The following is a 20,580-nucleotide window of genomic DNA, read 5'->3' as shown; positions in this document are numbered from 1 at the left end:
ACTTTTCTCACTGATGAGGTTCGTTTGAATCTACTTCCCCACAGCTTCTCGGGCTGCATTCACAAGTAAATCAAACCACTCGTCTTCCTCTAATAATTCCTCGACAGCCTCGATATCCTCTTCTTTACCGGATTCGCGTAAGAAATGAAGGGCGTAGCTCCAGTCGTTTTTGCCTTTGGTGCTTTGAAGCGTGATTTCGTAAGGATGCTCGTGGCCTTCGACTTTGAATTCTACATGCCCTAGGTAGCCATCTTCTTTGCTGTGTTCCATACTTGCTTTCAAAATTTCAATCATGTTCAACATCCTTTTCTATTGTTTGTAACCATGTCCAAATTGCGTTCATGGTGGTTTGTAAGTTTGATGCCTGTTCCCATATGTAGGGATTGTGATCTCTAAAGTAATCAGCATGACTCCCGATAATCGGGAGCATGAACTGGTGAATCGGTGCATGTTTCGCACGGTTCCAACCGTAAATGCCTAATCGCGTGCGGCTCCACCCACCCCATGTTCCCAGTCGAGGAATAGGATCACGGGATTGATTCTGCGGATTTATAGCATGTACGTACAACACTTTATGTTTGAAGGATGCCGGAATTGCACATCTCGGTGAGCCAATTTGGATGACTCCAAGGATGTCATACCCGTGATGTTCTAGTTCTTTTGCTGCCAAGATTGAGGCTATGGCACCAGCGCTATGCCCAATGAAGAGCAGTTTTTTCCCCATCCCCCTTGTAGAAACGATGAATTCGAGCAAGCTTTTACCACCATGAACCGATTTCTTGCGGTGGGCATTATGCCACATATCACGTACAATTTCCTGCAACTGACCTCGTTTTGATCGATCCCAATCGCCATATGGAAAGTGAATATGAACTCGCACTCGTCTGCCTGCTTGCTCATATCGCGAAGCGAGTTTTGCCGCAAAGTCATCCAAGAAGTTAGACGCGGTTGCAAATCCAGCTGAAACATAGATAACGATGTCCGCGGTATCAGCGTGATTTGTCATGACTTGCTCCGTTCCTTTCTAAGAGAAATGGGTTCAGGTTCTAGGCTTTGCACGGTTCGTCGGAATCGCCGCCATAGGGTCATCTGGCCAGTAGTGCTTGGGGTAGCGGCCTTTGAGATCTTTCTTCACTTCAAAATAGGCTTCCCGCCAAAAGCTGGCCAAATCCTTCGTCACCTGCATCGGCCTTTGTGCTGGAGATAACAAGTGCAATGTGACAGGCACCCTCCCTTTCGCAATGCGAGGCGTATCTGCTAATCCAAACATCTCTTGCAAACGTACAGAGAGTGTCGGTGATTCCATATTGCTATAGTCAACGGGGATACGCGACCCACTTGGCACTTGAATGTGCGTAGGCGCCCATTCGTCTAAAGAACGTCGTTGCTCCCATGTTAGCATTTCTTCTAATACGCTTGTCAAGTTAAGACGGCTCAATGCGCCTTTACTTTTTAGTCCATACAGATGTGGACCTGCCCATTCCTCCAGGGTTGCCAACAAGGTTTCATCTCGAAGATCTGGCCAATTTTCCGTAAAACGATGTAAAAAGATGCTGCGTTCCTGAAGTTGCCGAGCCGATCGTGTCCATGGCAGGACCTCTAAGGATTCCGAACGAATCCCTGCAAGTAATGCTTGTAGGACGAGATCCGGATTGGGTTCTTGAAGTGGTTTATCTTTGAGTGTAAGCGCACCAAGCTGCCAAAGTTCTCTCGCTCGCACGGAACCCACTGCACCGTCCCATTCCACAACTTGTTCCTTACGAATGCGGTTTTCAAAAGCAGTGAACAGCTCCTCCTCTTGCAGAGGAGCTGCGAGGTAGATCCGGCTCTCCGTTCCGCTATCGTCCAGCTCCGCTGCGACGATATACCGCTCGTTCGAGAGCGACTGCAGCTCCGGCAGCACGGCCCCGCGGCCGTTCGCGAGCGTAAACCGCCCCGCCGACCGTCGCTGCGCGACCCGGCCGGGGAAGGCGAAGGCGAGCAGCAGTCCGCTCGCCGCTGCAGGACTCACGCTCGGTCGGATGCCGAGCGACTGCATCAAGACCTTGGCCTCCGCCGCGATGCGGCGGCAAAGGCCAAGGTCCACACCCTCGCGCGCGTCGCCTCGCAGCGCGCGCCAGAGCTCTTCGATGCGGCTGCGCACATCCGCATCCCTCTCGGCGGCGCGCATGAAATCGCGCTCGCTGAGCATGACCGCGAGCTCGCACGCCAGCGTGCCGAGCTCAAGCGGGATGGCTTGCAGCACCATGTGCGCAAGCCGCGGGTGCAGGCCTAACGCTGCGACACGCTTGCCGTGCGGCGTTAGGCCCCCGTTCTCGTGCAGCGCGCCTAGCTGCACGAGTAGTTCTCGCGCCTGCTGATACGCAGCAGCAGGCGGAGGGTCTAGCCAGACCAGCGCAGCGGGGTCTGGCGCGCCCCAGGCGGCAAGCTCCAGGGCCAGCGGGGCGAGATCAGCTTCGCGGATCTCGGGCGTAGAGCTCGGCGGGAGCTGCCGATGCTCGGTCTCGGTCCACAGGCGGTAACACACGCCTGGACCGAGACGCCCTGCTCGGCCTCTGCGTTGATCGGCAGAGGCAACGGATACCGGCACCGTCGTCAGACGAGTCATACCGGTGCGGGGCGAGAAACGCGGCACACGCATGAGGCCGCTGTCAATCACAACCGTGATCCCCTCGACCGTCAAGCTGGTCTCGGCGATCGAGGTTGCGAGCACGATTTTGCGATGTCCAGGCGTGCGGACAGCCGTCAGCGCTTGATCTTGATCCTCCAACGAGAGATTCGCGTATAAAGGTGCAACATGCACAGCCTCTCCTAATCGCAAAGCCGCAAGTCCATTTGCTACACGATGGATTTCCGCTGCACCTGGCAGGAATACGAGTATACTTCCAGCGTGCGCTTGCAACGCTTGCCCAATACTTGCGACTACTACAGGTTCTATTTTCCCTACTACTTTCTGTTGCAGATAGTGAGTATCAACGGGGAAAGTTCGGCCTTCACTCTCAATAATCGGCGCATCATCTAACAGTGTAGAAATCGCATTGGCTTCCAAAGTTGCGGACATCAGCAAAATTCTCAAGTCATCCCGAAGCAGGGTTTGGGATTGACGACACAAAGCAAGCCCAATATCTGCATGCAGGCTGCGCTCATGAAACTCATCAAATATAACGATGCCAACCCCATCTAAGGCAGGGTCCTGCTGCAACATACGAGTTAGAATACCTTCTGTGATCACTTCAATGCGCGTTTTCGGACCAACGCGTGTATCATTTTTCACCCGATAACCAATCGTCTGACCGACTTCCTCGTCTAGCAATTTGGCCATGTAACGCGCTGCTGCGCGGGCTGCCAGTCTTCTTGGCTCGAGCATAAGAATCTTTTGGCCTTGCAGCCACACTGCCTCCAATAATGCCAATGGAACCTGAGTTGTTTTGCCTGCACCAGGCTGCGCGACTACGATAGCACACGTTCGTTCTTGTAAGGTATGTACGAGTTGTGGAAGTATTGCATTTATGGGTAACACGTTCATGGGGTTCACTCCGAGCTCTCTATCTTATTAATGCCATTAAATGTTAGTGCACTGAATGAAATATCACGATTTGTTCATCTGTTTTCTGTTTGGAAACCTGTTCCTTCGCTTTTCAATCGTGTATACTAGAAGACAATCTAGTCACTAAAGGAGAACTTTAACATGAATGTACATGAAGCGATTTCCAAACATTCGAATGCACAGCATTTGCATCTCGTTCGATTTGCTGAGCTTGATGCGCAGCGAGAGCACGCCATTGACGCGGCTGTCGATCTGTGCAAACGCGGGCTGCCATTTAACGTTGATGCCATCAACGCGGTTACGGCCCAAATTATCGCCCATGCCCAAAAAGGTATTTCTCCACTCCGTTCCCTTGTTACTGAGGATATGGTTCGTGATTACGTAAACAAAGGGTAAGGAGATACATTTCCATGGGTGTACTAACGTTTATTTCAATGCTTGTCATGGGATCCGCCTTCAGCGCTGGATTCTTGCTCTTGTTTAAGCAAAAAATTGCATGGGGAATCACCTGCATTGGCCTCTCCATCGTGTGTTACATCGCGTATGTCTACATTGCGAATGCCTATTTCGTCTAAAAGATGCTACGCACTATGAGAACCGATCAGATCGACTGATCGGTTCTCTTTCATTCATGCCTTCATCTCTTCGCCTCTTCATATCTTCAGCCTTAACATCCTCACGCCCAACCAAGCTTCCCCATCTTCTGAAAAAGAAGCTCAAAATACGCCTTAGGATGAGGAACAATTTCCTTCAATGAAATCGACCATGCGACATCTGTGTACTCACCGTTACTTCCCATTTTGAAACCATTCGCCGTAATTTCCACCCGTTCACCACTAACAAGTTGTTTAAAGTCCGAGACGCACACAGCGAATAGTCCCGTCACCTCATCCGGCTGGAGCTCATAGCTTCGCAACGCTTGATCGCAGCGATAGAGGAATACATGACAGAATTCACGATCTATCAGCGTGTCCGAAATCAGATCCTCCTCCGCAAATACACCACAGGAGATTAAGTCCTCGAAGACTACAGAGAGTCCTAATTCTTCCTCTAACTCTCGTGTCCCCTCTTCGACAGTTTCACCAGCAGCTAAATGCCCTGCACAAGAGATATCCAGTAAATCCGGGAAGAGATCTTTGTCAGGATGCCTTAGCTGAAGCAGAAGCTTCGGTACGTTCTCATCTAAGCTGACAATCCAGCATTGGAAGGTCTGATGCCATAGCCCCTTGGCATGAACCTCGGAGCGAGGCGCCACGCCGAGCCAATTCCTTTTTGCATCAAACACATCAAACTGCTCTTCCGACTTCTTCATTACGTTCCCCACTCCAATCAAGCTCTTACACGAGTCAATGAACATTATCTCCTAGTAAGCTTGGTAACTTTCAACGCGTAGAGATCGTCCTCCAGCACGGTCATTCGGTCTCTGACACCTTTAATTGCATCCTCAATCGCAAGGTTATAAATAGGAGCTGTTAGCTGCTGAAGCATGTAGTCGATCAATTGCTCTGCTGCAATTTGACCTACCGTTACCCCAAGCTCTACATCTAAATGTTCCTGTAAATCACTAATTAGGGCATCTTTCTCATCCTTGGGTAATTTCAAAACTTTCATCTAAACGTCCTCCTATTACTCGAAAATTTGAAAATCGATTTCCTGGAAGGAGCTAACTTCTTTCATCCAGCGCTCAGCCACATACTGGGTATGTACGGGGTGATTATTATAAGCCTCATAAGCGGCTTGATTTGCAAAAACCATAGAGAATCCGTAGTCATAATCCGCTTTTGCACTCACTTGGCGCAGTACTTCAAATTGCTCAACACCAGGAATTGTTGTTAACTCTTCCGCACTGATCTTTAGGAATCGCTCGGCATTTGCGTTATTTGCACCTGCGTGCAGCTTGAAAACAACCATATGTTTAATGTTTGACGTATTCATCCGTATTTCTCTCCTTTTCCATACCATCTTCGCTTATTATAGCGGATTTTGCTGAAAGGAACTATATGGACTCTCACTACCCTCTCACGATACCTAAAAAAAGGGAATATAATCCTCCTCTTTTGAACACATTAACCGAGTACTGTAAATCAGAAGAAAAGGAAGTGCTCCTATGGTCGAAAATAAGAAACATGAAGGCAACTATACAGGTACTACGAATACGAATGCGGAAAATCAAGATATGGCTTTCGTAAATGATACGTTGGAAAACGCGCCAAGCACATCTTCCATCAATCTTGCCAAAGACGATATTAGTGAAGAAAATGAAGAAAATCAGCTAAACCAGAAATAGTCGGCTTCATTCTTTTAGAGCAGTCATACCGTTCCTTCCTGGAGCCGGTGGCTGCTCTATTTTGGTTAATTCGACTTATTTTCAAGGGTATTCGAACTTGGCATCTCTTACCTCCTGCGCTACTATAGACTAAGAAGTATGTATTGGAGGAGGTTGCTACATGGAACAAGTCATTGTTATTGGTGCCGGTCCTTGCGGATTATCGGCAGCTGTTGCCTTAGGGCGCGCTGGTCTGTCGCCATTACTCATAGAGAAAAGCTGTATTGTGAATGCCATTTATTTATACCCTACGTATTTGCAGTTTTTCAGTACACCGGAATTGTTAGAAATCGGCGGCTACTCCTTTACGACCCCACATGACAAACCTTATCGCCAAGAGGCGCTGGTTTACTATCGTGAAGTCGCTCGCCGTGAGCAACTGCGCATTCGATCTTATGAAGAAGCTGTTCGGATTGAGCAAGTAGAAACTGGCTTCAAGGTCCACACGTCCGATCAATTTGGCAATAAAGCGACTTATGATACGCTTAAAGTCGTTGTCGCTACCGGTTATTTCGATCATCCGAACATGCTGGGTATTCCTGGCGAAGAGCTTCCCAAAACAACGCATTACTACAAAGAAGCACATCCTTATGCCGGAGCGAAGGTTGCGATCATCGGCGGTAACAATTCAGCCGTGGATGCTGCCATGGATTTGCTCCGCGTTGGTGCTGATGTGACTGTCGTCTATCGAGGGAAAGATTTCTCCGCCAATATCAAACCATGGGTCCGTCCCTTATTTGAAAGCATGGTGAATAAAGGGCGTATCCAAATGTGGTTTGACGCTCAGGTAGAACGAATAGACGAACAAGCTGTTCTCGTACGAAAAGGGAGCGAACACGTCACTTTGGATAATGACTTTGTACTTGCCTTAACTGGCTTTCGGCCGGATCGATTCCTGCTTACGGATATTGGGGTTCAGTTTCATGAAGAAACGAATGCACCGTTGGTCAACCCAGAGACGATGGAAACGAACATTCCCGGCTTATATGTTGCAGGTGTGGTCGCTTCTTCCAAATATGATGCGAACGAGATCTTCATCGAAACAGGCCGTTTACACGGACTTTCCATTACCAAACATATTGTTAACGGTCAGAGCCATCAATCTTAGAGATTGGTGGCTTTTTTCGTATTATTCTATGAAAATATTTCCTTTTTTTCAGAGATTCCTCTTCCATTACGAACACTTGTTTGTTATAATGAAAACAAGAACAAATGTTCTAATAGATGAGGAGGTTGTTAACATGATGAACCCCAGTCACAATTTCCGTTTTATCGAAAGAGATTATTGGTATCAGAAGGCATTGTGTGACACTGACCATCTTTTGCCTGCACAGATCGATGACATGCTTGACGAAGCACACACCTACTATGCCGATTACACGTTCAAGTTTTATGACGACGGGTCGGTGACAATCATAGATAACGACACGAACAACCGTATTAAACCTAAGGAACTTACAGGCGCTGTTTATGATTTCTACATTCGCAAACGGATTTATATGATCAAAGCCAATTTAATAGAGAAACAACTCCAACATGCCAATTGAAGCACAATAAGGCCATCTGATTCGGACACTTCGTCCTTCAGATGGCCTTATGTTATTACTTCAAGTTATGCGTTGTGATAACGGAAGCAAGCTTGGCTATGATCATTTACCATGCCAACAGCTTGCATGTAGGCATAACAAATCGTTGAACCTACGAATTTGAACCCGCGCTTCTTTAAGTCTTTACTCATACGATCTGAGATGTCCGTTTTGGCAGGCAACTGACGGCTATCTTCCCAGTTATTCTTGATGGTTTCGCCACCTACGAAGCTCCAAATATACGAATCAAACGTACCAAACTCTTCTTGCACCTTCAGAAAGGCTTTTGCGTTTCCAACAACAGAAGCTATTTTCAGACGATTGCGCACGATGCCGGGATTTTGGAGTAAATCCTGCAGCTTCGCCTCATCATAATTCACGATCACGTGCGGATCAAAGCCATCGAATGCTTCCCGGTAGGCATCTCGCTTCTTCAAAATCGTATACCAACTTAAACCAGCTTGAGCACCTTCCAAATTCAGCATCTCAAACAAGACGCGATCATCATGCACGGGAACTCCCCACTCATGGTCATGGTAATCTTGATATAAAGGGTCTTCGTTAACCCAACCGCATCGGTTTGTCATCTTATTCTTTCACCTCATCCAAATATCGAACATGTGTTCTATTTCATTATAGATCCAATACGAACACTTGTCCAGTTGGATTTAGTCCAGGTCGCAAGACAAGCTATAGAAGCGATTGGTGTTTTGGAGTAGAATAGCTGCCGTCTCTTGCACGGATTTCCCCTTCAGCTCAGCGATTTGTTCAATAACTGCGTGAATCATACGCGGATGTGTCTCTTCACCTGCGAACCGTCCTTCAAATGGCCAAGGTCCATCTGTCTCCACCATCAGGAGTTCCAATGGATAATCACGAACAAGAGTTCGAATTTCTTCCTCATAGAGAACATCTGGCGTTATAGATATATAATAACCAGCGCCAATCATACGCTCCACGGTTTCGACAGAACCTTTAAACCAATGGAAATGCGCCCTCTTGAGCCCGTACTTCGCTAGTAGATCACATACAATCTCTGCATCCTCATACACTGCATGAAGTACAACAGGCTTGTCCCACTGGGCAGCATGCCATAAGAAGCGCTCAAGTAGCTGAATATAAGGTGCTACGTCAAACGGCTTGCCAGCCTCTTCAACTTCGTGTCGTGTATAATAAGGAAGTCCAATTTCACCCACTGCGATCATGTCACTTACGTGCTCACTCATCCAACCGAATATTGCCTCCAACTGCGCTTCCGTGGGCAGTTCCTGCTCTGGATGAAACCCGTAAGCCGCGAAGACGCGATCTGGAGCAAATGACTTCAATTGCTTCGTTGCTTTGCAGGAATCCAGATGTCTGGATACCGCGATCAAAGCCTGCACCTGTGAATCTTCCAGCTCTGCAATAATTGCCTTCGCCGACTCTTCGTCGTACATATCGAGATGAATATGCGCATCAATGGCTGATATCATTTGTTTTCTCCTGTCGCAACAGTCCTTGAATACGCTGTCTTAGTACTATAAACGCCGCTTCCTGCATGATAGCTTCCTGACGTGGTCTTGCAAATGGCACCTTTAACTCTTCCAAGATACTTGCAGGCTTATTGGAAAGCACATAGATACGATCAGACAGAAAGAGTGCTTCCTCGATACTATGTGTGACGAACAAAATAGATCGTTTATTTTGCTCCCAAATGTTAAGGAGCCATGCCTGCATATCCAGCCGTGTTAACGCATCCAAGGAGCCGAAAGGCTCATCTAAGCACATAAGCTCTTGGGAGCTTAACAAGGCTCGTAGAAAAGATACTCGCTGCTGCATCCCGCCTGACAGGACATGAGGGAGTTCCCGTTCATAGCCGCCTAATCCAACTTTGGGCAACCATTCCCTAGCTTTGGCGATTGCTGAAGTTCGCGACTCCCCTGCCACTTCCTGCCCTAGTGCTACATTTTCCTCAATGGAGCGCCATGGAAACAACGCCGGTTGCTGTGGCATGTAAGAAATGAGTCCTTTTTTACCCGTCACCTTCTCGCCATCTAGCCAAACTTCGCCAGACGTCGGCTTCACGAGCCCACCAATGATATGGAACAAGGTACTCTTACCGCTGCCAGAGGGTCCAATGATGGAAACGAATTCACCTTGCTCAACATGAAGATGAATATCGGCGAGCACGGAAACAAGCCCCTTTTTATTTGGGAACACATGGTGAATCCCAGTAAGTTTTAATTTGCTCATAGTCACTGCTCCTCCTCTCTTACGAAGAACGTTTGACGTTCCAACGAATGATGAGCTTCTCAAGCCCTGCTATTAGCCAGAAAAAGAGCAAACTCAGAATCACGATGATCCCGATCGCCACAAATTCCCGATCCGCACGGAAGGCTGATTTTTGTAAGATCATATAATAGCCAAGCCCCACATTTCCGCCTAACCATTCGGCAATAACAGCTCCCATCACACTATAAGTAGCTGATATTTTGAGTCCTGTGAACAGAAATGGTAGTGCATGAGGCAGCTCTAATTTATAGAAAATTTGGCGTTTCGATGCACCAATCATTTGCATGTAGTTGTACATGCTGCGATCCGTCTGCATAAAGCCATCTAGCGTTGACATCGTCACAGGGAAGAAACAAACAAGTGAAATCAATATAAGTTTAGGTAAAAGACCAAAACCAAATAAAATAATTAACAGCGGACCCAGAGCGATGACAGGGATATTTTGAGATAAAATGAGCAGCGGATAGAAACCTGCTTTAACGAAAGGAAGCCTATGTAACACGCTGGCAACTAGAACACCACCGATGGCTCCCACACTAAAACCAATGCACATCAAACGAACGGTAGCCCACATATGCATCCACACGCGCGGCATATCTGTCGTACCGTCTCGCCATATTTTAAGCGGACTCGGAAGCAGCCAATCTGCGGTTCCTCCCCACGTGACAGCAAGCTGCCAAATAAACAACAGAAGGATGACTACCACAAGTGGCGGCCATCCTGCTTTGATCCAGCGATGGATGTTCATTATCTGTACTTCTCCGTTAACTTGTCCATCGAGGCTCCCGAAGGATTGAAGTAAATTTTCACCTGAGAAATGACGTTCGGGCTACCCATGTCAATCATCGCGGTATTCATATCTTGAATAATGAGAAGGAGTTGATCCAACTCGCCCTCCATCGTCGTTTCAAGCGGTGATACGAAATATTTAACACCTGACTTTGCAATCACTTCGATTGCACGATCTACGTAAGGAATGACGTCTTCACCATTCACCGTTTTCGGGATAATTTGAATACTAACAAGTGCATTAGCCATAATTGGAATTCTCCTCTTTTCGGATTAGGAATTATTTCGTGCTTCCTGGTAAAAATGTATTCGTGAAGGCAGCATCCACATCCAGTTTTTTCTCTAAGAGCTTGTGATCCAACATCCACGTGGCATAGTTCTCCCACACGGATTTCTTTTGCTCACCCCAACGAGCAGCATCGTCCTGATAGCGTGGGCTTAACCATTTTTGACTAGCAACGACTAGCTTAGGATCCAGATCTGGGACTGCTTTAATCAAAATATTCGCCGCATCTTCCGGTTTCGAAATAGCGAATTGATACCCTTTGGAAGCTGCAGCAACGAACGCCTTAACGATTTCCGGCTTCGACGAGATCATCTTCTCATTTGTCGCCAATACCGGTGTATAATAATCCAGTTTATCCGAATATTTGTTCAAATAAATCATGTTTAGCGGCTCACCACGCAATTCCGCATCTACGCCCGTCCAAGCATAGTAAATCCATGCAAAATCAATATCTCGTTTGACCGCTGTGAAATAATCCGCATCGCCGATATTGACCATTTTCACTTTCGTCGCATCAGCCTTCTCCGATTGCATCAATGATTCAATCATGGCACTTTCCGAAGGAGCACCCCAACCGCCATACGATTTGTTCTCGAAATCCTTCGGCGTTTTGATATTTTTCGCGACAGGTGAAGCAAAACCAGATGTATTATGTTGAATAACTGCAGCAATCGAGACTAACGGCACTCCTTGAATACGGCCTTGCGTAATGCTTTCTTGATAGCTCACACCAAACTCGGCAGCGCCAGAAGCGATCATTGTATCCGCTCCACCTTCGCCAGGGGCAATGATTTGCACATTTAAACCCTCTTGCTCAAAAAAACCTTGATCCTTCGCGACATACAGCCCCGTGTGGTTCGTATTCGGCGTCCAGTCTAGGACAACCTTTACGTCAGTTAGCTTTTTCGCTCCTTCTGTCGGTTGAACTGACTTCGCTGAATCATTACCGCAGCCTGCCATTAAGACGGTAAAGCTGACTAGCACAAGTGGTGCAATTTTGTTCCATTTCATACTTGGTTTCCCTCTCCTCTTATCTCTTTATAACCATAAGAAAAAGCCCCCGTTATCCGGGAGCGCCATGTGTAGAAAATGATATGTCCAAACGAAAAAATCGTTGGATGTGCATTTATATGAGATCTCTACGCTGGCATTACCCAGATCAGATAAACGGTTAGTGACAATGACGGTCACAATCTCAGCCTGACTTCTCAAGCTCCCGTGGGTTCTTATTTGGTTAGTCTCTACCATACCGCATGTTTCGACAAAATGCAAACAAATGCTATGCAAGTAAAGATATACTATTTCTCAAGACTCAACTGCCAAGTTACGCCGAAACGATCCCCTACCCAACCGAATCTTTCACTAAAAGGGTAAGTAGCTAAGCCCATATAGACTTTGCCGTCTTGCGACAGCGTTTCAAATACACGATTAATCTCCTCGACCGTATCGCACGTCACAAACAAGGATATCGAAGGTGTAAAGGTAAAGGCGTGCTTAACCGGACTGTCACTACACATAATTTGTTGCCCGTGAATAGAGAAGGTCGCTTTCACAACACTTCCTTCAGGCCCAGGCCCTGCTGGACCATAGCGCTCAATACTGACGATCTCAGATTGATCGAATAACGAGGTATAGAAGTTCATAGCTTCCTCAGCACGACCCTCAAACATCAAAAATGGCTTAACTTTCTGTTTTCCAGCGTTCACTACTTACAACCCCCTAGTGTAGTAACCAATCTTTCAATTGCGCTCCAAGCCTCTTCGCATCTTCATAGCCAAGCTCATGCAATTTCTCGAGCTTCCGCGGATCCTTCTCCATTCGTCCAACTTCAACTTTGGTTGAAGGTCGAATAATGATCGCACTTCCATCCGCTTCCATTCGTTCAATTGTTTCTAAGGTGTTATTATAAATTTCGCTGCGATTCACAAGCACATTTACCAGTCCATTATATTTCGGATAAAAACTTTTCGCTAACCAACGTTGCTTGAACGGTCGTTTGCGGTAACCAAGCTCCTTCGTTAATACAATAATATGCTTTTTATTACCGTCAGCAACTGATTTCTGAACGGGAATCGGATCGACCAAGCCGCCATCAAATAAGGTTCTACCTTCAAAAAGGATCGGCGTAGCTACAAATGGCAACGAGCTCGAAGCTTGTACGATGGGCATCGTTTGCAGTTGAAGCTGATGTTTCGTGAAATAAATCGGCTCCCCTGTATGTGCATCTGTTGTACCTATTGCAAATTGCTGTGAAGAGGCATAAAACGTGTCATAGTCAAATGGCACAAGCCTGTTCGGCAGCTCATTAAAAATAAAATCCATGCCAAATATGCTTTTACTGCGCAATAAATTTCGATAGCTTAAATAACGATGATCCGCAACATAGTCAATCGTCACTTTCTTATTCCGCCCAGGTTGTTTAGAAATATAAGAAACGGCATTGCACGCTCCTGCTGAAACACCCACCACATAGGGGAAATATAAATCTTGCTCCATAAAGTATTCCAAGACTCCCGCGGTGTATACCCCTCGCATACCTCCGCCTTCCAGTACGAGTCCAATTCCTTCCATGGTGACACCTTCTTTCTGTCTGTCTCAAGCCCCTTTCTAGCATACAGGAATTGTAAATTAAAAGAAACGGGCTTCTTTCTTCGAAAATGAGACAATGACGAAGATTTCAACCTACTTTCTAAGACAAATTAGGGGAAATCACAGTTCAACCGTATTTTTGCCGAAATTTAACGTGTACGTCAACTTTTCGAACCATAGTTAACGGGACATGTTCATTAAATTACCAAAAACCCCTGCTCCGAAGAACAAGGGTTGACAACCTTTCAACATTTAAGATTTGTTTTTACTTATGTTATTAAGGCTTGGCGGGAAATCATCCGCTTTCTGTTTCTTTAGGGTTTGCGCTTCTTCCGTGAAGTGCGCAGCATTTTGTTGGTTATTTTTTTTATCTGGTCGATTAACTTTAGGCATTCCTTTCACCTCCATCATCTCAACGTAGTATGAGAAGGTGATCCTGATCTTATGCCAGTTGGCAGAAATCCTTAAGGTAATTAACGATTTTCTTTATACAATTCTTTGATGACTAAAAACTCGTCGAGGTTGCTTAGAAACAAATCAACAATGACAGGATCAAAATGCTTACCACTTTCAGATTTCAATAAATCCAGAACGCGATCTAATTCCCATGCTTTCTTATATACCCGATCACTGCACAGTGCATCAAATACGTCTGCTAAGGCTGTTATTCGGCCATATAAGTGAATGTTTTCCCCACTTAGCCCTTGTGGATAACCTGTACCGTCGAATCGTTCATGATGCTGATGAGCAATAATCGCCGCGGCGTGCAGTACCTTTTTATTCGAATGCTTGAGCATTTCAAAGCCTAAATTAGAATGAGTTTTCATGATTTCGAATTCTTCCGTAGTTAAGGAGCCCGGTTTATTAAGTATGGCATCTGGAATCCCAACTTTGCCTACATCATGCATCGGTGTTGCTAATCGAATCGTTTCAGCTTCCTGCTCTGATAAGCCATACTTCAGAGCTAACAGTCGTGAATACTCAGCCACTCGCTTTACGTGATGACCGGTTTCCTGCGAACGCGTTTCCGTGATCTCGCCCATCGTATAAATGATTTCCTGTTGCGTACTCTCAAGCTCATTGTTCAAATAAATATTCTCAAAAGCAACCGAAACGTTCGCGCAATAAATATCCACGAGGTAATGCTCCCATTCGCTCAGCGCATTAAAACCGTTCATATAAATCACGTTCTCCATCCCCATCTTACTTTGGAAATAAATGATGAAACGATCCGCACCAAAGCTGCTTTTGCGAGTATGGAAAGCCAATTCAATTTCCTCAAGAACATCAGTGGGAACCACATCCCGTGCTCTTGCATCTTGATTCGCCGCATAATCACCGCTAGCTGCAAGAATGTAGATGTCCTCGATCCCTTTCGTCACCGCAAAACTACAATGTATCGCATTCTTATGTAAATTAACGATGGAGGTCATTTGGGTCAGTACGCCTGACGCAAATTTCTTCATGGACTGTAATTCAAACAAAGTCGCTGATGACTTAATAATTTCTTCCAGGCCAATTCTACTTTTCTCAATTGTTTTGATATCACGAAAGGAGCGCAGTGCTGTAACAACCGTAGTAAACAATTTCTGCGAGGTTAACTCCGTCTTTTCTTTATAATCATTAATGTCATAATCCATGATAACTGTTCGCTCAGGCGCCTGTCCTGGCTGTCCAGTTCGCAAAATAATACGTACAGCTTGATTATTCAGTTCTTCACGAATGTATTTAACAATTTGCAAACCAGCGTCTTCGTATTCCATAACAACATCTAATAAAACAAGAGCCGTTTGCGGTTGTTCTTTCAAAAGTTGTTTCGCTTCCAAAGCAGAATAGGCACTATGAAACGCCAGTTTTCTGCCAGCAAATTCGAGATCCTGTAACACCATTTTCGTTACTTGGTGTATTTGTTTCTCATCATCGACAATAAGTACGATCCACGGGTCTTGTTCCACAGTCCTTAGATTTGCTGCAACGCTGTCTTCCTCAGCAGCAAAAAGAAGCTCATCCTGATCGACAGACTCCACTTCATTAGTCATATCTCAGCTTCCTCCTCTTTGGGGATTGTAATTGCAAATAAACTGCCCTGTCCTCGTACGCTTGAACATTGAATCGTACCATTTAACGATTCTTTCACAAGGTTATACACGATATTCATCCCTAGGCCTGTCCCGCCTTGACCGCGGCTGGTTGTGAAGAATGGATCAAAAATATGATCCAACACCTCCTCGGACATCCCTTTCCCATCATCGGAATAGGCTAGCATGACATGATCGGGATAGTCTATTACTCGGATACATAAACATCCTTCATCGTCATCAGTATCGTAAGCATGATTCAGGGAATTCATAACTAAATTCGTAATGATTTGAGATAACGCACCTGGGTACGTATACAACTGCAGTTGATCATCGCAGTAAACATCTAGTTGTATACGTGTTTTCTTAAGTGCAGGCTTCAAACTTGCGATAATCCCTTCCACATATTCTTTGAATAGGAAGGTTCGCTTCATCTCTACACTTTGATCCACTGAAATTTGCTTGAAACTTTTTACTAAAGAAGAAGCTCGTTCCAAGTTAGATTGAACCATCACTATGCTCTCATGGGAAATGGATAGAAATTGCTCCAAATCGGATTTCTTCATTTTCCCTGCTTCATACAAGGTTTGAAACTCTTTCGCCTTCTGATCCAAGTAACTTATAGCCGTTACACCAATACCAATTGGGGTGTTAATTTCATGCGACACGCCTGCAACTAAATTCCCTAGTGCCCCCATTTTCTCCGAATGTACGAGCTGATCTTGGGTAACTTGCAAGGTATTCAGAGCCTGCTGCAGCTCCTGATAGCGTTCATCCAAATTGCTGACCATATCATTAAAAGCGTCAGAAACCTCGGCAATTTCTGGTGAAGCTTTGAATTGCAATTTAGGCAGTTCTCCACCTTGCTTCACAATGACTGCCGCTTCACGCAACCGGCTTAATGGCCGGATAACAATGACTCGCAGAATAAGCCATAATAAAATCGATAGTATAATTGCAATACTAAGCCCAACGAACAGAATCAGTTTCGTTCTTTGTTTGAGCAGCAATTCCTCTTCCGATGAGTCGAAAATAACCTCTACTGCCCCGACAACAGAACCATCTTCTTGCAGTGGTGCCGTTAATCGAACGATCGGCCTATCACTCTCGGCAATTGGGATACGATCTACAATCGTCTTGTCTTGCTTAGGAATCACGATTTTCGCGGCATTCAGAATCGTTCCTACCTCTTGTCGATTCGAGGAGGCTAAGATTTTTCCTTGTTTGTCATACAGCTTCATATCCATAACGCGATTATTCTTATATTGAATGTAATCGAAAATCTGCTGAATATCGGAGATCGATCTTGATTCTTCATAACGACCGTTGATTGCAATCGTCATACCGCTGATTTGACTTACATATGCTTCACGGATCGATTGATTCAAGCTGATCGTATCAAACACCATCATCGTCGAGATCATGCCCGCTGTGACCGCTGTTACTAGGAATACAATACGTTTCTGTAAGCTTAATTTCTTTTGACGAAAAGACATCAACACACCTACTTCACATCGAACGTAACTGTTTTGCTAACATCGTAAGGCGTGTGGTCGTTATTATGTAAGGAGATTTTCACTTCATGTGAACCTTTACTTAAATGATCCAATACCTTTTGCTTTGTTGTGACTACGATCTTCTCACCCTTGTCTAACGATATATGAACATGACCTTCACCTTCTACACGTTGTTGATCATAGTGTTCCTTCGATAACTTCAGATCCGTTGTCAAATCTAAGGTGACAGTATCATCTTTAACAACGTAAGCGACTTCTAAAGTAGGTGTAAACGCAGGTGTGTTGGACGTTGTCGTTTTGGCTTTCCCACAACCAGAAATTACGATTGTTAATGCTGCTAATAAATAAAAACCCTTAAATTTATTCATTTTCATCCCCCATGAAGATGTTTTTATATCTATACATGCCCACAAAACTATCCTCTCTAGCTTAAGAATAATCAGTTAATTTGTCCACTTTTATTTTGGTAACATGTGTAAGAATGCACCCAATATAGCGAATAGTTAATTTATTCGAAATTGTCTGACAATTAATGTCGAATCCGCATGATAACACTCACATTTTGCGCTTACCCAGGAAATAATTTCATTTCCCGAATCCGAATTATTTCCCCAATTTTGGTGCAATGTAGTAAAGTCGCTTTTCATAGCTTCTCCCTTGTCTTTACGAACCCTAAGGAGGTTTCCCCCATGACAGAAACCAATCAGCATCAACAACCGGTTCAGCACGCTATTGACGCTGCTGATCATGCCATTCTCCAAGCGCAAGACGCCCAGCATAAGCTGCAAGTCGCCATAACCGAAGCTAATCCCCATGCGATTCAATCTGCTCAAGCGGCACTTGTTCAAGCAGATCAACAGGTTACGCAAGCCCAAAGACAATTAGCTGAATTTGCCAACGAACAATTTGGACAGCAAATCAAGCAAACGTTCGAACAGCTAAACCAAGCTGCTCAGGATATTGAAGCTAATCAAGAAAAGTTTCATACGCCAAAGCAGGTTCGTTAACCGCTTTGCCTCCCAAAAGTGATCGATATTCGATCACTTTTTCTTTTTAGGCATACATTATGTTAAACTACGTAGGAAGGTTTTCAAGTTATTTGGGGAGGCACTACTTACATGCTCGTGATTGGAATTGCCGGAGGTACCGGTTCAGGTAAAACAACAGTAGCAAAATCGATTATTACAAAACTCGGATCCACGAACGTGACTTTAATTTCACAAGATAATTATTATCTTCATCATAGCGGACTGACCTTTGAAGAGAGGGAACGCATTAATTATGATCATCCACGTGCTTTTGAAAATGAATTGCTTCTTCAGCATTTGAATATGTTGAAAAGCGGGCAGCCCGTCGACATTCCCGTCTACGATTTTTCTAAACATGCTCGCTCACAAGAAACGATTCGTATTGATGTAAAACCCATTGTGCTGCTTGAAGGCATTCACGTTCTAACGGATGAGGACCTCCGCGGCGCGTTAAATATTAAAGTGTTCGTGGACACAGACCCTGATGTACGCATCCTACGTCGTCTATCTCGCGATATTAATGAGCGCGGTCGTTCCTTACAATCCGTTTTCGACCAATACTTAACGACAGTTAAACCTATGCATGATGCATTTATCGAACCATCCAAAAAGTATGCCGACATCATTATTCCTGAAGGCGGAGAAAATCAAATCGGTATCTCGCTGCTTACCATTTTGACAGAACGCTATATGACGGATCAAGCTGCAAATTACGAAATCGGCTAGCATCAGAAACAGCAAGAAGCCACCTTCCTTTATCTAGGGAAAGTGGCTTTTTTCATGCCGTACGAGCTTTGAAAATGAACCCTGAGAGGCCAAACAACAAGTACACAAGGCCAAGAAAGTAGAAAATACTGAACACACTCAAATAGTGAAGAGCTATGCCGCCTACTAAAGGACCAATGATACTCCCTACACTATATTGAATGGAGGCAATGATATTGGCGGTCGGCAGCAAATGTCGCGGCAAAATATCTGCCGCATAGGCCAACCCTAACGAGAAGAAGGATCCTACCATGCCGCCTGCTACGCCTAAGCAAAGCCCAAGTCCCCATAAGTTTGTCCCAACTAAAGGCACACAACTGAACGCCAAAGCCCCTACAATGGCTGTACCCATGAGAATTGGCTTACGACCAATGCGATCACTCCATATTCCGAGCGGGAGCTGCATGATGAGTCCACCGATCCCCGTTACGGGAAGTAAAAGTCCAATTGTAGACTCCGAAATACCAATCCGAAGGCCATAGAGCGGAAAGTTACTGTTCATCGCAGCTTCCATGTAGCCAAAGAGTAAGGAAGTAATCAGCGGAAACCACGCTAATGAAATGACTGTTGTAGCACGTTTATGCGCAGCTTCCGCACGTTCGGCTCGCTCTGGCTTCTCATTTTTCAACCTCGTTAGAAGTAATAAGATGAGAAGAAAAAATGCACTTGTCACCATAAAAGGCACCCAAATCCCCGCTTTAAGCAACGTTATGCCTAATGGACCGAGACTAAACCCTACCCCATAGGCCATTCCGTATAGGGAAATATTGCGTCCTCTCTTCTCTTTCGGGCTGGAGGCTACTATCCAGAGTTGTGTAGCAAAATGTAAAGCACTGTCGCCGATACCCACTATTAGTCGCAATACAAACCAAAAGCCAACCTGCTGCCAGACGGGGAAAAGGCAATTCGCAATAATAATTAAGCTCATCCCGATCAGAATGACGGGTTTATAGCCATAACGACGAACAGGCTTCTCGATGAAGAACATCGTCGCGAAAATCCCAATATATAGGGCTGCCGCGTTTACACCGTTTGTATCTGTTGATACACCCGAACGATCTAATAATATCGTGAGTAACGGCAGGAGCATCCCTTGACTCATTCCCGCCACGATGATGACCAAGATTAATGTGGTTAATTGATAATTAGATCGCAGTAATTTAAATGCCATTCCCGAAATCCACCGTTTCCCATCTCTCGGCACAGTCATTTAGCTTGCCATGAAGGGGAACACGGAACTGCGTAAATATGACGAGTCTAGCTTTTTTTATCCATTCTTTGAAAGATGGGTATGTAACGAAGAGGTTCGCATAACGATCGCTCATACAAATAAAGTGTGGCCCTGAGGATTTCTCTGTTAAAAAATTTAGTGATGTATCGAGTGGCGTATATTTCTTACGTTTCCCTTCCCATTTGTCCACTTCAACTTGCAGATTCGTATCTACATCCTCCAACAGTTGTTCCAGATGCTTCAGACGGGCATAATAGGGCATTTCCGATCGGATATCCATTCTACGGAGCGTTTCCTCATGCTGTGGATAGAAGATCACACGAACGAATTTCCGTTCTTCCGCCCAAGCGATACAAGCGCTCATTTCGTGCTCTGTCCAATCTTCGAATGTCTCGAAAACCATGACTGTTCCCTTATCTGAATTTTCCGGGGGTTCATACCCATAGGGTACTTTTATTTGGTCTCGTGCCATAGCTTCCTCCTCTAGTTGATCTTACATGTCGTTGGTATGATGGAATTACTTACACATATACCTAGTATACCCCTTCCATCTCGATGAAACCATTG

General features: G+C 45.3%; 27 protein-coding genes. 7 read left to right on the top strand and 20 right to left on the bottom strand.

Annotated features, from left to right (window positions below; all coding sequences use genetic code 11):
- Nucleotides 1-30 precede the first annotated feature (30 nt).
- From ASL11_RS25705 to hrpB, 3 genes are read right to left on the bottom strand one after another with little or no spacing between them, the layout of a single operon-like run.
- A complete protein-coding gene (locus ASL11_RS25705; RefSeq protein ID WP_157257053.1) occupies nt 31-294 on the bottom strand; it encodes a hypothetical protein in 264 nt (87 codons plus the stop codon).
- Entirely contained in the window at nt 287-1,006 is a 720-nt protein-coding gene (locus tag ASL11_RS25700; protein ID WP_056621207.1) for a lipase family protein, read from the bottom strand. Before ASL11_RS25700 ends, ASL11_RS25705 begins: the two co-directional genes overlap by 8 nt.
- 33 nt (nt 1,007-1,039) lie before the next feature.
- Entirely contained in the window at nt 1,040-3,526 is a 2,487-nt protein-coding gene (gene hrpB / locus ASL11_RS25695) for an ATP-dependent helicase HrpB (RefSeq protein ID WP_056621206.1), read from the bottom strand.
- Between the two features lie 162 nt (nt 3,527-3,688).
- On the opposite strand from hrpB, the gene ASL11_RS25690 reads away from it, so the two are divergent.
- Nucleotides 3,689-3,943: a YpbS family protein gene (locus ASL11_RS25690; RefSeq protein WP_056621204.1), complete on the top strand. Its 255-nt coding sequence runs from the start codon at nt 3,689-3,691 to the stop codon at nt 3,941-3,943.
- Between the two features lie 14 nt (nt 3,944-3,957).
- The gene (locus tag ASL11_RS36750; RefSeq protein WP_157257052.1) at nt 3,958-4,122 is read left to right on the top strand and encodes a hypothetical protein; all 165 of its coding nucleotides are present in this window, start codon (nt 3,958-3,960) and stop codon (nt 4,120-4,122) included.
- A gap of 101 nt (nt 4,123-4,223) precedes the next feature.
- On the opposite strand, the gene ASL11_RS25685 is transcribed toward ASL11_RS36750, so the two are convergent.
- Genes ASL11_RS25685 through ASL11_RS25675 form a run of 3 tightly spaced genes read right to left on the bottom strand, consistent with a single transcriptional unit; the run spans nt 4,224 to nt 5,482 of the window.
- Nucleotides 4,224-4,859, bottom strand: a complete 636-nt coding sequence (locus ASL11_RS25685) for an NUDIX hydrolase (protein WP_056621848.1) — start codon at nt 4,857-4,859, stop codon at nt 4,224-4,226.
- 44 nt (nt 4,860-4,903) lie between these two features.
- Nucleotides 4,904-5,158: a DUF2164 domain-containing protein gene (locus ASL11_RS25680; RefSeq protein ID WP_056621202.1), complete on the bottom strand. Its 255-nt coding sequence runs from the start codon at nt 5,156-5,158 to the stop codon at nt 4,904-4,906.
- 15 nt (nt 5,159-5,173) lie between these two features.
- Nucleotides 5,174-5,482, bottom strand: a complete 309-nt coding sequence (locus tag ASL11_RS25675; protein ID WP_056621201.1) for a Dabb family protein — start codon at nt 5,480-5,482, stop codon at nt 5,174-5,176.
- Between the two features lie 172 nt (nt 5,483-5,654).
- On the opposite strand from ASL11_RS25675, the gene ASL11_RS25670 reads away from it, so the two are divergent.
- The 3 genes from ASL11_RS25670 (at nt 5,655) to ASL11_RS25660 (ending at nt 7,420) form a co-directional block, all read left to right on the top strand.
- Complete coding sequence (locus tag ASL11_RS25670; protein ID WP_056621199.1) at nt 5,655-5,834, top strand: hypothetical protein; 180 nt, start codon at nt 5,655-5,657, stop codon at nt 5,832-5,834.
- A gap of 160 nt (nt 5,835-5,994) precedes the next feature.
- Nucleotides 5,995-6,981: a YpdA family putative bacillithiol disulfide reductase gene (locus ASL11_RS25665; protein WP_056621195.1), complete on the top strand. Its 987-nt coding sequence runs from the start codon at nt 5,995-5,997 to the stop codon at nt 6,979-6,981.
- Between the two features lie 133 nt (nt 6,982-7,114).
- Complete coding sequence (locus tag ASL11_RS25660) at nt 7,115-7,420, top strand: hypothetical protein (RefSeq protein ID WP_235549908.1); 306 nt, start codon at nt 7,115-7,117, stop codon at nt 7,418-7,420.
- Between the two features lie 65 nt (nt 7,421-7,485).
- Here the strand turns inward: ASL11_RS25660 and ASL11_RS25655 are convergent, their stop codons facing one another.
- The 12 genes from ASL11_RS25655 to ASL11_RS25605 form a co-directional block, all read right to left on the bottom strand.
- The gene (locus ASL11_RS25655; RefSeq protein ID WP_056621194.1) at nt 7,486-8,046 is read right to left on the bottom strand and encodes a DNA-3-methyladenine glycosylase I; all 561 of its coding nucleotides are present in this window, start codon (nt 8,044-8,046) and stop codon (nt 7,486-7,488) included.
- Nucleotides 8,047-8,127: 81 nt separating this feature from the next.
- Complete coding sequence (locus tag ASL11_RS25650) at nt 8,128-8,931, bottom strand: TatD family hydrolase (protein ID WP_056621191.1); 804 nt, start codon at nt 8,929-8,931, stop codon at nt 8,128-8,130.
- Nucleotides 8,915-9,691: an ABC transporter ATP-binding protein gene (locus tag ASL11_RS25645; RefSeq protein WP_056621190.1), complete on the bottom strand. Its 777-nt coding sequence runs from the start codon at nt 9,689-9,691 to the stop codon at nt 8,915-8,917. Before ASL11_RS25645 ends, ASL11_RS25650 begins: the two co-directional genes overlap by 17 nt.
- Before the next feature lie 19 nt (nt 9,692-9,710).
- Entirely contained in the window at nt 9,711-10,478 is a 768-nt protein-coding gene (locus tag ASL11_RS25640) for an ABC transporter permease (RefSeq protein ID WP_056621189.1), read from the bottom strand.
- Nucleotides 10,478-10,768, bottom strand: a complete 291-nt coding sequence (locus ASL11_RS25635; protein ID WP_056621187.1) for a thiamine-binding protein — start codon at nt 10,766-10,768, stop codon at nt 10,478-10,480. Before ASL11_RS25635 ends, ASL11_RS25640 begins: the two co-directional genes overlap by 1 nt.
- A 31-nt stretch (nt 10,769-10,799) precedes the next feature.
- A complete protein-coding gene (locus ASL11_RS25630) occupies nt 10,800-11,816 on the bottom strand; it encodes an ABC transporter substrate-binding protein (protein ID WP_056621185.1) in 1,017 nt (338 codons plus the stop codon).
- Between the two features lie 287 nt (nt 11,817-12,103).
- Complete coding sequence (locus ASL11_RS25625; RefSeq protein WP_082595812.1) at nt 12,104-12,511, bottom strand: VOC family protein; 408 nt, start codon at nt 12,509-12,511, stop codon at nt 12,104-12,106.
- A gap of 13 nt (nt 12,512-12,524) precedes the next feature.
- Entirely contained in the window at nt 12,525-13,376 is an 852-nt protein-coding gene (locus ASL11_RS25620) for a patatin-like phospholipase family protein (protein ID WP_056621183.1), read from the bottom strand.
- Nucleotides 13,377-13,646: 270 nt separating this feature from the next.
- Complete coding sequence (locus ASL11_RS37110; protein WP_164483575.1) at nt 13,647-13,787, bottom strand: hypothetical protein; 141 nt, start codon at nt 13,785-13,787, stop codon at nt 13,647-13,649.
- Between the two features lie 80 nt (nt 13,788-13,867).
- Nucleotides 13,868-15,433, bottom strand: coding sequence for a DUF3369 domain-containing protein (locus tag ASL11_RS25615; protein WP_056621182.1), 1,566 nt, complete (start codon nt 15,431-15,433; stop codon nt 13,868-13,870).
- Nucleotides 15,430-16,968, bottom strand: a complete 1,539-nt coding sequence (locus ASL11_RS25610) for a sensor histidine kinase (RefSeq protein ID WP_056621180.1) — start codon at nt 16,966-16,968, stop codon at nt 15,430-15,432. Before ASL11_RS25610 ends, ASL11_RS25615 begins: the two co-directional genes overlap by 4 nt.
- Before the next feature lie 8 nt (nt 16,969-16,976).
- On the bottom strand, nt 16,977-17,357 hold the full coding sequence (locus ASL11_RS25605; RefSeq protein ID WP_056621179.1) for a hypothetical protein: 381 nt from the start codon (nt 17,355-17,357) through the stop codon (nt 16,977-16,979).
- A 321-nt stretch (nt 17,358-17,678) separates the two neighbouring features.
- Here ASL11_RS25605 and ASL11_RS25600 point away from each other — a divergent pair, with 321 nt between their 5' ends.
- A complete protein-coding gene (locus ASL11_RS25600; RefSeq protein ID WP_056621177.1) occupies nt 17,679-17,996 on the top strand; it encodes a hypothetical protein in 318 nt (105 codons plus the stop codon).
- 111 nt (nt 17,997-18,107) lie between these two features.
- A complete protein-coding gene (gene udk / locus ASL11_RS25595) occupies nt 18,108-18,743 on the top strand; it encodes a uridine kinase (RefSeq protein ID WP_056621175.1) in 636 nt (211 codons plus the stop codon).
- A 52-nt stretch (nt 18,744-18,795) separates the two neighbouring features.
- On the opposite strand, the gene ASL11_RS25590 is transcribed toward udk, so the two are convergent.
- Nucleotides 18,796-19,953: an MFS transporter gene (locus ASL11_RS25590; RefSeq protein WP_056621173.1), complete on the bottom strand. Its 1,158-nt coding sequence runs from the start codon at nt 19,951-19,953 to the stop codon at nt 18,796-18,798.
- Nucleotides 19,943-20,485, bottom strand: coding sequence for a hypothetical protein (locus ASL11_RS25585; protein WP_056621172.1), 543 nt, complete (start codon nt 20,483-20,485; stop codon nt 19,943-19,945). Before ASL11_RS25585 ends, ASL11_RS25590 begins: the two co-directional genes overlap by 11 nt.
- Between the last annotated feature and the right edge of the window lie 95 nt (nt 20,486-20,580).

The sequence above is a fragment of the Paenibacillus sp. Soil750 genome (assembly GCF_001428045.1).
Lineage (GTDB): Bacteria > Bacillota > Bacilli > Paenibacillales > NBRC-103111 > Paenibacillus_E > Paenibacillus_E allorhizoplanae.
The sequence above is the reverse complement of the archived record's forward strand: the minus strand, read 5'-3'. Positions and strand labels throughout refer to the sequence as shown.

Bases quoted from the DNA above. Each gene is read 5' to 3' on its own strand.
- hrpB (WP_056621206.1), bottom strand. From the start codon at position 3,526: ATGAACGTGTTACCCATAAATGCAATACTTCCACAACTCGTACATACC.
- ASL11_RS25705 (WP_157257053.1), bottom strand. From the start codon at position 294: ATGATTGAAATTTTGAAAGCAAGTATGGAACACAGCAAAGAAGATGGC.
- ASL11_RS25590 (WP_056621173.1), bottom strand. From the start codon at position 19,953: ATGGCATTTAAATTACTGCGATCTAATTATCAATTAACCACATTAATC.
- ASL11_RS25585 (WP_056621172.1), bottom strand. From the start codon at position 20,485: ATGGCACGAGACCAAATAAAAGTACCCTATGGGTATGAACCCCCGGAA.
- ASL11_RS36750 (WP_157257052.1), top strand. From the start codon at position 3,958: ATGGGTGTACTAACGTTTATTTCAATGCTTGTCATGGGATCCGCCTTC.
- ASL11_RS25645 (WP_056621190.1), bottom strand. From the start codon at position 9,691: ATGAGCAAATTAAAACTTACTGGGATTCACCATGTGTTCCCAAATAAA.
- ASL11_RS25675 (WP_056621201.1), bottom strand. From the start codon at position 5,482: ATGAATACGTCAAACATTAAACATATGGTTGTTTTCAAGCTGCACGCA.
- ASL11_RS25620 (WP_056621183.1), bottom strand. From the start codon at position 13,376: ATGGAAGGAATTGGACTCGTACTGGAAGGCGGAGGTATGCGAGGGGTA.
- ASL11_RS25680 (WP_056621202.1), bottom strand. From the start codon at position 5,158: ATGAAAGTTTTGAAATTACCCAAGGATGAGAAAGATGCCCTAATTAGT.
- ASL11_RS25665 (WP_056621195.1), top strand. From the start codon at position 5,995: ATGGAACAAGTCATTGTTATTGGTGCCGGTCCTTGCGGATTATCGGCA.
- udk (WP_056621175.1), top strand. From the start codon at position 18,108: ATGCTCGTGATTGGAATTGCCGGAGGTACCGGTTCAGGTAAAACAACA.
- ASL11_RS25690 (WP_056621204.1), top strand. From the start codon at position 3,689: ATGAATGTACATGAAGCGATTTCCAAACATTCGAATGCACAGCATTTG.
- ASL11_RS25635 (WP_056621187.1), bottom strand. From the start codon at position 10,768: ATGGCTAATGCACTTGTTAGTATTCAAATTATCCCGAAAACGGTGAAT.
- ASL11_RS25670 (WP_056621199.1), top strand. From the start codon at position 5,655: ATGGTCGAAAATAAGAAACATGAAGGCAACTATACAGGTACTACGAAT.
- ASL11_RS25605 (WP_056621179.1), bottom strand. From the start codon at position 17,357: ATGAATAAATTTAAGGGTTTTTATTTATTAGCAGCATTAACAATCGTA.
- ASL11_RS25650 (WP_056621191.1), bottom strand. From the start codon at position 8,931: ATGATATCAGCCATTGATGCGCATATTCATCTCGATATGTACGACGAA.
- ASL11_RS25685 (WP_056621848.1), bottom strand. From the start codon at position 4,859: ATGAAGAAGTCGGAAGAGCAGTTTGATGTGTTTGATGCAAAAAGGAAT.
- ASL11_RS25630 (WP_056621185.1), bottom strand. From the start codon at position 11,816: ATGAAATGGAACAAAATTGCACCACTTGTGCTAGTCAGCTTTACCGTC.
- ASL11_RS25610 (WP_056621180.1), bottom strand. From the start codon at position 16,968: ATGTCTTTTCGTCAAAAGAAATTAAGCTTACAGAAACGTATTGTATTC.
- ASL11_RS25655 (WP_056621194.1), bottom strand. From the start codon at position 8,046: ATGACAAACCGATGCGGTTGGGTTAACGAAGACCCTTTATATCAAGAT.
- ASL11_RS25640 (WP_056621189.1), bottom strand. From the start codon at position 10,478: ATGAACATCCATCGCTGGATCAAAGCAGGATGGCCGCCACTTGTGGTA.
- ASL11_RS25700 (WP_056621207.1), bottom strand. From the start codon at position 1,006: ATGACAAATCACGCTGATACCGCGGACATCGTTATCTATGTTTCAGCT.
- ASL11_RS37110 (WP_164483575.1), bottom strand. From the start codon at position 13,787: ATGCCTAAAGTTAATCGACCAGATAAAAAAAATAACCAACAAAATGCT.
- ASL11_RS25660 (WP_235549908.1), top strand. From the start codon at position 7,115: ATGATGAACCCCAGTCACAATTTCCGTTTTATCGAAAGAGATTATTGG.
- ASL11_RS25615 (WP_056621182.1), bottom strand. From the start codon at position 15,433: ATGACTAATGAAGTGGAGTCTGTCGATCAGGATGAGCTTCTTTTTGCT.
- ASL11_RS25600 (WP_056621177.1), top strand. From the start codon at position 17,679: ATGACAGAAACCAATCAGCATCAACAACCGGTTCAGCACGCTATTGAC.